The following is a 10383-nucleotide window of genomic DNA, read 5'->3' as shown; positions in this document are numbered from 1 at the left end:
TTGATAATATGGAGACCGGTGCAGGTTATGCGAAGGATGTCATCTATGCGGCAGGCCTTCTTCATGATGTGGGAAAGTACCTTCAGTATATGCAAGGTATGGAACATCATGTTGCCAGCGAGAGGATCGGAAGGCAGATTCTTACAGATGCCGGCTTTGACGGAAGAGAAACAGAAGAGATCTGTGAGGCGATTCTGGCTCACAGAAAGAAAATATCGGTCGGAGAAAAAGAGCTGAAATCGATTTTGTACAGGGCGGATAAGATTTCGAGAGCATGTTATGCCTGTGAGGCATCCGATCAATGTGATTGGTCAGAAGAAAAAAAGACACCGGGAGTGATTGCGTGAAAAAAGAGTTCGTAATAGGCGGAAAAAAATTTGAGAGAAAGGGTCATACTTATGTTATGGGTATTTTAAATGTAACACCCGACTCTTTTTCAGATGGGGGAAGTTATACAACCATTGACAAAGCCTTAAAACATGCAGAGCAGATGATCAGAGAAGGGGCGGATATTATTGATATCGGCGGAGAATCTACCCGCCCCGGATATACATTGCTCTCAGATGAGGAAGAAATATCGAGAGTTGTTCCGGCCATTGAGGCTGTAAAAAAAGAATTTGATATACCTGTCTCTGTGGACACATATAAGTCTGCAGTGGCAAAAGCAGCGATTAATGCGGGGGCTGATATGGTCAATGACATTTGGGGATTAAAGTATGATCCGGCCCTTGCAAAGGTTATTGGTGATGCAAATCTTCCATGCTGCCTGATGCATAACCGGAAAAGTCCTGAGTATGACCGGTTTATAGAGGATTGTCTTGATGATTTGAAGGAGACGTTAAAGCTTGCTCAGGCAGGCGGAATAAGAGAAGAAAATATTATTCTTGATCCGGGTGTGGGATTTGGAAAGACTTATGAGCATAATCTGATGGTCATGAAACATCTGGAAGACTTTAACAGCCTTGGATATCCGGTTCTTCTGGGAACCTCGAGAAAATCTTTAATTGGACTGACGCTGGATCTGCCGGCGAATGAGCGGGTCGAAGGAACGATTGCCACGACCGTCATGGGTGTTATGGCTGGGATGAGCTTTGTGAGAGTTCATGATGTGGAAGCGAACCGGAGAGCTATTCAGATGACAGAAGCGATTTTAAAGGTGCGGGAGGAATAGATTTGGGACACATTGGGATAAGAGATCTGGAAGTATATGCGTACCATGGTGTTTATCCGGAGGAAAGAGAGAAAGGTCAGACATTTTATGTGTCAGCGGATCTGTATCTGGATACATGGAAAGCCGAACATGAGGATGATCTGGATGCTTCTGTTCATTATGGTCTTGTATGCGAATCAATTAAAGATTATATGACCAGAGAGAAATACTTGCTCATTGAACGGGCAGCAGATGAAATTTGCGAGAATTTAATGGAGGACTATCCGAAACTTAACAAAGTCTGTGTAAAATTGTATAAACCTGAGGCTCCGATACCGATGCCTTTTGGAACGGTGTTTGTCGAAACATCACGATCATGGACGGAAGCTTATATTGCTGTGGGAAGTAATATGGGCGATAAAGAAAATTATATTCGTCAGGCTATCGGAATGATGGAAGAGACAAGGGGCATTCAGGTGGAAAAAGTCTCCGAACTCATTTGCACAGAACCTTATGGCTACACAGATCAGGATATATTTCTTAACGGCTGCGTTAAGATAAAGACATGGCTGCCGCCGGAAGTGCTTCTTAAGCGGCTGCAGGAAATTGAGTTAGCGCTTCACAGGGAAAGAAAAATCCACTGGGGACCGCGGACCATTGATCTGGATATTATTTTATACGGTGAGGAAATTATCCATACAAAAGATTTGAGCGTACCTCATCCGGATATGACAAACCGGATGTTTGTACTGGGACCATTGGATGAGATCGCCGGATGGGCGTGGCATCCGGTGGAACAAAAGACGATTCATCAGTTAAAAGAAAGTTTAAATGAAAGGGAGGCAAAGAAACATGATTGATTTACATGTACATTTAGCAGGATCGATTAAACCTATAACGATTATTGAATATGCCAAGGAGAGAAATGTTCCTTTGCCGACGTATAATGCAGCAGAACTGGAAAGTTATCTGGAAGCGCCGGATCACTGTCAGGAAGCAGCAGAATTTTATGAATTGTGTGATATGACATCATGGGTGCTTCAGGAGCGGAGAGCGATACGGCGTGCCATGTCTGAGATGGTTAAGGAACTGGACAGCCAGGGTGTCATGTATGCTGAAATCCGTTTTTCTCCGTCAGAGTGTACCCTTGGAGGTCTGCGTCAGGGAGATGCGATTGAGTCAGCTCTGGAAGGTCTTAAGCGAGGTATGCAGGAAAGCAGACGGATTCGTGCGAATCTGGTTTTATGTATTATACCGGAGATGGATGAACATGAAGCTTTTGAGACGATCGTTGAAACGAAAAAGCATCTGCGTCAGGGTGTATGCGGACTGGATCTTCTGCTGGATGAATCTCTTTGTCAGACCGACTATTATGACTGGCTTTTTAAACTTATGAAAGAAGAACATATACCATTTACAGTGCATGCGGGTCAGTATAATACAGAAAGTATACGACAGGCCATTCAGTATGGTGCACTTAGGATCAGCCAGGGGGTACATATGCTGGAAGATCCGGATCTGCTTAAAGAGATTATCGAAAAGAAGATCGTAGTTGAATGCTGCCCTGCAAGTAATTTAAAATTGGGAACCGTAGAAAGTTACAGCAGACATCCGATTCGCAAACTTTTTGATATGGGGGTTCCTGTCTGCGTCTGTACCGACCGTCTTCGTGTTTCCGGAAGCATATTGATGGAAATCTACAGGGATCTGGAGCGGTATCTTGGATTTACACCGGCTGAAATTTATGAGATGAATCAGAATGCGGTCAACGGTGCATTTTTAACACAGATGGAAAAGGACCGTTTACGGTTTGATTTATATGAAGCCAACAGGGCAATTGTGGACAAGGAGTAGAGAAACATGCAGGACTTAGTGAACTTACGAGATCAGATTGACATCATTGACGATCAGATCGTCAGACTTTTCGAAGAACGAATGGTCGTTTCCGGTCAGGTGGCGGCTTATAAACGCAGTGTAGGAAAACCTGTTTTAGATAAAGAACGGGAAAAAATAAAGATAGAAAAGGTTGTATCAAAGACATCCAACGAGTTTAACGGCAAGGCGGTAGAATCCTTATTTTCTCAGATTATGGCTATCAGCCGTATGCTGCAGTATCAGAATCTAGCCAGTGAGCGTACAGACCTTGAAGGATTTTTTGAGGCGGAGATGAAGATCACACCAGAGACGAGGGTTGTCTATGCAGGTGTTCCGGGAGCTTATGCAGAAGCGGCTATGGTGGAATATTTCGGAACGGAAATAGACGGATATAATGTGGAGACATTCAAAGATGCTATGGAAGAAGTACATAACGGAAAGGCGGATTATGCCGTCCTTCCGATTGAAAATTCTTCCACGGGAAGTGTCAATGATGTGTATGATCTTCTTTCTTCTTATGATAACCATATCGTGGGAGAGACAATGGTCAAGGTGGAGCATGCACTTCTCGGACTTCCGGGAAGCAGCGTTGAGAATATTCACACCGTATTTTCACATCCACAGGGTCTGATGCAGTGCAGCCGTTTTCTTGACGGAAAAAGGGAATGGCAGCAGGTAAGTCTTCAGAACACGGCAGCTTCGGCAAAAAGAGTTGTGGATGACGGTGATCTGGGACAGGCGGCCATTGCCAGCAGACAGGCGGCAAAAAACTATGGCCTTGTTGTTTTGAAAGAAAGTTTAAATGATCTGAAAAATAATTCGACACGTTTTGTTGTCATCAGTCATAAAAAGACATTTCATGAAAAAGCAGATACGATCAGCATTTGTTTTGAGACTCTTCATGAGAGCGGAAGCTTATACAGTGTTTTAAGCCATTTTATTTTTAACGGGCTGAATATGACACGTATTGAATCCCGTCCGGTTAAGGGTAAACCGTGGCAGTATCGTTTCTTTGTGGATTTCAATGGAAATCTCAAAGAACAGGCGGTCAAAAATGCCCTTCACGGCATTCAGTCGGAGACAGAAAGTTTTCGCATTTTAGGAAATTATAAAGGAGTCGAACCTGTATGTTAAAAATCAGAGTACATGAATTAATTTTATATCGTAATTTTTCTGAAACAGTTTTTCTTGATATGGCAGATGTAGCCAATAATTATTTAAATCCAGACAGTGATAAAGAAATTTTGATCGACAAACTGTACAAATGTATCAATGAGATCGTGACGATTGCCAGAGATCATGGATTTAACGGTAATTTATGGCATGGTTATCTGACCTATCTGCTGACAACAAATGAAAACGCGTTCAGTATGTCCTGCGAAAAAAAGGGTGCTATTGAAGGAAGTATTAATGAGCTGGCCCTTCATGATCTGAAGATTTTCAAGGAAGCCTATGATGTGGAATGGGATGATATTGAAAAAGTACTGGGTGTGCATTTTATCAGTATGATCCGTGCCTTTAATAATCCGGATAATATGGGGGTTATTTACAGTCAGAGTCTGAGAGAACGCATTGAAGTGCTGAACGGACAGCTGGCAGGTGCAAAAGATGTTCAGCAGATGTATGATGCGCTGACAGATTTCTACAAAGATTATGGTGTGGGAAAGTTTGGTCTTCATAGGGCCTTTAAGATCGTCAGTGACAATCAGGATCCGGAAATCGTGCCGATCACACGTACAGAAAAGGTGATGCTCGACGATATTGTCGGATATGATATACAGAAAAAGAAGCTCCGTGACAATACAGAAGCCTTTATTAAAGGTAAAAAGGCGAATAATGCCCTGCTTTACGGGGACAGCGGTACAGGTAAATCCACCAGTATCAAGGCAATTTTAAATGAATATTATAAAGACGGTCTTCGCATGATCGAAGTGTATAAGCATCAGTTCAAAGATATTTCCAACGTGATTGCCCAGATCAAAAACAGAAATTATAAATATATTCTTTATATGGATGATCTGTCCTTTGAAGAATTTGAGATTGAATATAAGTATCTCAAAGCGATCATTGAGGGCGGTCTTGAGACAAAACCGGATAATGTGGTCATTTATGCCACATCCAATCGACGTCATCTGATCCGTGAGACATGGAGTGACAGAAAACAGGCATCCGATGATGTGCATGGAAATGACTCTATGCAGGAAAAATTGTCCCTTGCGACCCGTTTCGGAGAAAGTATTTATTATGGAAAGCCGGATCAGAAAGAATATCTGAATATCGCGAGAGAGCTTGCAAAACGCTATGACATACGTATGACAGAAGAGGAGATTGAGAAAGAGGCTGTTAAGTGGGAACTTTCTCACGGAGGACGATCCGGACGTACGGCTCAGCAGTTCATCAATCACCTTATTGGAATTGAAGAATAAATAGGAGGATGAGGCAGATGCCAATGCAGATGTTGGCGGCAATTGATGTAGGTTCAAGTGAAGTCGCAATGAAAATTTATCAGTTTTCGAAGCGCACAGGAATCGAAGAGATCGAGTATGTGCGCTCGATCGTGGAATTGGGTGCGGACACGTATAATACCGGCGTCATTGCCTATGATACGGTTCGGGAACTGTGCGGGGTCCTGGGAGGCTTTGTGCAGAAGCTGAAGGAGTATCGAATCAGTAATTATGTTGCTTACGCAGGCAGTGCCATGCGTGAAGCTGTGAACAGGGATCTGGTATTAGATCAGATCCGTATACAGACAGGACTGGAGGTTCAGATCATCGGAAATGCTCAGCAGCGTTTTCTTGTTCTTCAGTCTTTAGCGGGAACGATGGTCCAGTTTGAAAGACTGACCCAGGAGGGTGTTGCCATTGTGGATCTTTCATCCGGAAGTCTTCAGGTATCAATCTATGAGGAAGGAGCACTCCAGGTTTCACAGAATCTGAAGCTTGGTTCACTTCGTGTCCGGGAGATCCTTGCGGATATGGAACAGCAGACCACATCCTTTGTCAGTGTCATGGAAGACTATATTGGAAACACATTGCGGACGTTCCAGCGTCTGGCCATTAAAGACAAAAAAATTAAACATGTGATTGTTCTCGGAGAAGAGATCGCAACACTTCTCAATGAAGTCAATGCGTCGAAAAACAGAGAGAGTTTCAATGTATCCCAGTTCGAGAAATTTTATATGAAACTTATGCGCAGTAAGGATGAGGATATTTCTAAAAAATATAATATTCCTTACGAGACAGCTACCGTTCTTAAGCCATCGATGATCATTTTTAAAAATCTGGTGGAGATGCTGGGCGGCGAAGTCGTGTGGGCATCCAATGTGGGATTGTGTGACGGCATTCTGGCTGATTATATTCGTGCGAAACATTTGGTTAAAAACAAACATGACTTTACAGAGGATATTATTTCCATGAGTCGGCAGGTGGCCAGACATTATGAGAGTGATATGGATCACACGAATAATGTGGAAGCTCTGTCTTTAGCTATTTTTGACAGTATCAAAAAGATTTCCGGTCTGTCACCGAGAGACCGTCTGATTTTGCAGGCGGCCAGTATCCTTCATGACTGCGGTAAATATGTAAATATGATGCACGGAACGGACAATGCCTACTATCTTGTGTTAAATACAGAGATTATTGGATTTTCAGAGGATGAGAAGCATATTATTGCCAATGTGATCCGTTTTAATTCAAACGGTGAGGTTCCTGAGTACACAGAAGTGGCCAGTGAGATGAGCCATATGTCTTATGTGCGGATGTTAAAAATGGCGGCTATCCTTCGCCTTGCCAACGGCATGGACCGGAGTCATCTCCAGCGTATACAGAATGTGCGCGTGACGGTGAAGGATGCGGAGTTAAAGATTATGGCCAATACGATTTACGATATTACTCTGGAACAGGGAATGATGGAGACGAGAGCAAATTTCTTTGAACAGATTTATGGACTTAGGCCGGTGCTTCGGCAGAAACGGAGGGTATAAATATGATCGATGTGAGCAAACCGGAATATTTTACAAATAGAGAGTTAAGCTGGCTCGATTTTAATTATCGCGTGCTGGGCGAGGCGAGAGATAAGACAATTCCTTTATTTGAACGACTGAAATTTTTGAGCATTACTTCTTCCAATCTGGATGAATTTTTTATGATCCGTGTGGCATCTTTAAAGGACATGGTTCATGCGAAATACAGTAAACCGGACATTGCCGGAATGACACCTCAGATGCAGCTGGATGCGATCAGCGAAAAGACACACGGTCTTGTAAATACACAGTACAATACGTATAATCGGTCACTCAAACCGATGCTGAAGCAGAATGGTCTCACGATCATTGACTCTTATGAGGATCTTACAAAGAAACAGAAAGTTTATGTGGAACAGTATTTTATGCAGGATGTGTATCCGGTACTTACACCGATGGCAGTGGATTCTTCACGTCCGTTTCCTCTGATCCGCAATAAATCTTTAAATATCGGTGCCCTTATTTCTGATAAAGAGGATGAGTCGGAGTTTGATTTTGCAACGGTACAGGTGCCGTCCATGCTTCCGCGTTTTATTGAGATCCCTTCAGAAAAAGGCGGTCAGACATTGATTCTTTTAGAGCAGGTCATTGAGATGAATATACAGAAACTGTTCCTGAATTATAAAGTGATCTGTGCTTATCCTTACAGAGCTATGCGAAATGCGGATCTGACCATTGATGAGGAAGATGCGGCGGATTTGCTGAAAGAGATTCAAAAACAGCTGAAACAGCGTCAGTGGGGCGAAGTTATCCGATTGGAAGTGGAAGACGGAATTGACAAACGTCTTCTGAAAATATTGAAAAAAGCTATGAATGTGGGTGAAGATGAGATTTACCGGATCAGCGGCCCGCTGGATCTGACTTTTCTTATGAAAGTGAACGGGCTGGATGGCTATGACCATCTGAAATATCCGAAATACGAGCCTCAGCTGTCAAAAGATATTAATACAGAAGAGGATATTTTTACCCAGATTCGCAGAAAAGATATTTTACTGTTCCATCCGTTCCAGAGTTTTGGAACAGTTGTGGACTTTGTACATCAGGCGGCAAAAGATCCGGATGTACTGGCGATCAAACAGACCTTGTACCGTGTCAGCGGCAATTCGCCGATCATTGCATCCTTAGCGGAGGCGGCGGAAAACGGTAAGCAGGTAACGGTTCTCGTTGAACTTAAAGCCCGTTTTGATGAGGAAAACAATATTATATGGGCGAAGAAGCTTGAGAAGGCGGGCTGTCATGTTATTTATGGCCTTGTCGGTTTAAAGACCCACAGTAAGATCACCCTTGTCGTCCGTCGCGAAGAAGACGGTATTCGCAGATATGTTCATCTCGGAACCGGAAACTATAATGACAGTACAGCAAAGTTATATACAGATATGGGACTTCTGACCTGCTCAAAACCGATCGGGGAGGATGCAACGGCTGTGTTTAATATGCTTTCCGGTTATTCAGAACCTTTAGCATGGAATAAGCTGTCACTGGCACCTTTATGGCTCAGAGACCGTTTTACAGAACTGATCCATCAGGAAGAAGTGAATGCAAGAGAAGGCCGGCCGGCACGTATTGTTGCAAAGATGAATTCGCTCTGTGATAAGGAAATTATCATGGCACTTTATCATGCGGCAGAGGCCGGTGTTAAAATCGAATTGATTGTTCGCGGTATCTGTTGTTTAAAAACAGGCATTCCGGGTATCAGTGAGAATATTACCGTAAAATCGATCGTGGGCAATTTCCTGGAGCACAGCCGTATTTTCTACTTCTATAATAATGGATGGGAAAATGTGTTTATGGGAAGTGCGGACTGGATGCCGAGAAATCTTGACCGTCGTGTGGAGATATTGTTCCCTGTGGAGGACGAGGAATGTAAAAAACAGGTCATTCATATCCTGGATATTCAGCTTCAGGACAATGTGAAAGCCCATTATCTTCAGCCGGATGATACCTATCAGAAACCGGATAAGAGAGGAAAAAATCTCATCTCATCTCAGGACTATTTTTGTCAGGAGGCACTCCGTGACGTGGCAGAAAAAAAGAAAAATGAGGATGAGGTCAGCCGGGTATTTGAACCGATGTATCATAATGAGGAAGAATAGATTTAAACGCAATAATTAAAAAAATTAAAAAAATTTAAAATTAATGTTGACAAGACGAATCCACTGGTGTATACTCATAAATGTCTTGAGGGGAACACCTCAGAGAGAAAAACAAATAAGCGCGAGTGGCTCAGTGGTGGAGTATCGCCTTGCCAAGGCGAGGGTCGCGGGTTCGAATCCCGTCTCGCGCTCGTAAGAACCCGATAGTTTCTATCGGGTTCTTTGTTTTAGTCAAATAAAACCATTAGAAAGGCGGAGAGGTAAGATGATGAAACACATTGTATGTTTTAAGCTGAAAGATAACAGTGATGAAAACAAGAATAAGACGAAAGAGGTTTTGCTTTCCATGAAAGGAAATGTTCCGATGATGCGGGATATTCAGGTTGGTGTGGATTTTCTTAAGTCTCCACGTTCTTATGATGTCATTCTTCAGGTGGAACTGGATGATGAGAAGGCATTAGATGCATATCAGGAAGATCCGTATCATGTAAATGTTGTTAAAGCACATATGCATGAAGTTATGGAATCAAGTATCGCACTTGATTACTATTTAGATTAATCAAATTGAGACAAAAAGCCGGAGTGCTGACTCCGGCTTTTTTGCGGAGGAAATATGGAAACATTTGTTATAACACTGCCTGCCATAGCCATAATCTGTTTTTTTGTTTTTCTTGCCGGCTTTGTGGATGCTGCAGCAGGCGGCGGAGGGCTTATTTCTCTGCCGGCTTATATTGCGTCGGGAATGCCGGTACATCTTGCTTATGGCAGTAATAAGTTTTCGAGTGCCTGCGGAACGACACTGGCTTCTATTCGATTTTTCAGGAATAAAGCAATGGATATACCGGTTGCATTGCTTGCAGCCGCTGGTTCTTTTATTGGCTCCGGAATCGCAGCCCGCATCGTATTGATGATGGATGATGCTCTTTTAAAACGCATTGTTATTTTGGTGCTTCCGATCGCAGCAGTGATTATTTTTTTGAACAGAGGTTATGGTGAAGAAAATAATTCATATATATTGCCAAAAAGAAAAAAGATTTTTCTTGCCGGTGTTATTGGCCTGTTTATTGGATTTTATGACGGGATGGTTGGACCGGGAACAGGTACCTTTGCCATTATTGCTTTTTCAATTTTAATGAAATACGATTTAAAAACAGCCTCCGGCAATGCCAAAGTCTTAAACCTGGCTTCAAATTATGCTTCTTTAATTACATATGCTTTGAGCGGCAATGTTTTATGGGCAGCCG

General features: G+C 42.8%; 10 protein-coding genes and 1 tRNA gene. All 11 read left to right on the top strand.

The genetic code is table 11. From position 1 onward, the window contains the following. A partial coding sequence (locus tag QZZ35_RS06895; RefSeq protein WP_291236727.1) for an HD domain-containing protein occupies positions 1 to 347 on the top strand: 347 nt, incomplete at its 5' end. 56 nt (positions 348 to 403) lie between these two features. After that, positions 404 to 1171, top strand: a complete 768-nt coding sequence (gene folP, locus QZZ35_RS06890; protein WP_291236729.1) for a dihydropteroate synthase — start codon at positions 404 to 406, stop codon at positions 1169 to 1171. 2 nt (positions 1172 to 1173) lie between these two features. After that, the gene (gene folK / locus QZZ35_RS06885; protein WP_291236726.1) at positions 1174 to 2010 is read left to right on the top strand and encodes a 2-amino-4-hydroxy-6-hydroxymethyldihydropteridine diphosphokinase; all 837 of its coding nucleotides are present in this window, start codon (positions 1174 to 1176) and stop codon (positions 2008 to 2010) included. Further along, positions 2003 to 3004, top strand: coding sequence for an adenosine deaminase (gene add / locus QZZ35_RS06880; protein ID WP_291236725.1), 1002 nt, complete (start codon positions 2003 to 2005; stop codon positions 3002 to 3004). Before folK ends, add begins: the two co-directional genes overlap by 8 nt. A gap of 6 nt (positions 3005 to 3010) precedes the next feature. After that, on the top strand, positions 3011 to 4159 hold the full coding sequence (gene pheA / locus QZZ35_RS06875; protein ID WP_291236724.1) for a prephenate dehydratase: 1149 nt from the start codon (positions 3011 to 3013) through the stop codon (positions 4157 to 4159). 2 nt (positions 4160 to 4161) lie between these two features. Beyond that, positions 4162 to 5451 carry an ATP-binding protein gene (locus QZZ35_RS06870; protein WP_291236728.1) on the top strand — a complete coding sequence of 430 codons (1290 nt, stop codon included), beginning with the start codon at positions 4162 to 4164 and terminating at the stop codon, positions 5449 to 5451. A gap of 17 nt (positions 5452 to 5468) precedes the next feature. Beyond that, complete coding sequence (locus QZZ35_RS06865) at positions 5469 to 7007, top strand: Ppx/GppA phosphatase family protein (protein WP_291236723.1); 1539 nt, start codon at positions 5469 to 5471, stop codon at positions 7005 to 7007. Positions 7008 to 7009: 2 nt separating this feature from the next. Beyond that, on the top strand, positions 7010 to 9139 hold the full coding sequence (locus tag QZZ35_RS06860; RefSeq protein WP_291236722.1) for an RNA degradosome polyphosphate kinase: 2130 nt from the start codon (positions 7010 to 7012) through the stop codon (positions 9137 to 9139). A gap of 119 nt (positions 9140 to 9258) precedes the next feature. Next, positions 9259 to 9330: transfer RNA gene (locus QZZ35_RS06855), tRNA-Gly, on the top strand. A 74-nt stretch (positions 9331 to 9404) separates the two neighbouring features. Next, the gene (locus QZZ35_RS06850) at positions 9405 to 9698 is read left to right on the top strand and encodes a Dabb family protein (RefSeq protein WP_291236721.1); all 294 of its coding nucleotides are present in this window, start codon (positions 9405 to 9407) and stop codon (positions 9696 to 9698) included. A gap of 54 nt (positions 9699 to 9752) precedes the next feature. Continuing rightward, positions 9753 to 10383 (top strand): TSUP family transporter (locus QZZ35_RS06845; protein ID WP_291236720.1); only part of this gene is annotated, 631 nt, incomplete at its 3' end.

This window comes from Frisingicoccus sp., assembly GCA_016298055.1.
In the GTDB taxonomy this organism is placed as follows: domain Bacteria; phylum Bacillota; class Clostridia; order Lachnospirales; family Lachnospiraceae; genus Frisingicoccus.
Note: the sequence above shows the minus strand (reverse complement) of the source record. Positions and strands in the feature narration are given on the sequence as shown.

Coding starts and splice junctions, on each gene's coding strand:
- pheA (WP_291236724.1), top strand. CDS start 3,011: ATGCAGGACTTAGTGAACTTACGAGATCAGATTGACATCATTGACGAT.
- QZZ35_RS06865 (WP_291236723.1), top strand. CDS start 5,469: ATGCCAATGCAGATGTTGGCGGCAATTGATGTAGGTTCAAGTGAAGTC.
- QZZ35_RS06850 (WP_291236721.1), top strand. CDS start 9,405: ATGATGAAACACATTGTATGTTTTAAGCTGAAAGATAACAGTGATGAA.
- QZZ35_RS06860 (WP_291236722.1), top strand. CDS start 7,010: ATGATCGATGTGAGCAAACCGGAATATTTTACAAATAGAGAGTTAAGC.
- folP (WP_291236729.1), top strand. CDS start 404: ATGGGTATTTTAAATGTAACACCCGACTCTTTTTCAGATGGGGGAAGT.
- add (WP_291236725.1), top strand. CDS start 2,003: ATGATTGATTTACATGTACATTTAGCAGGATCGATTAAACCTATAACG.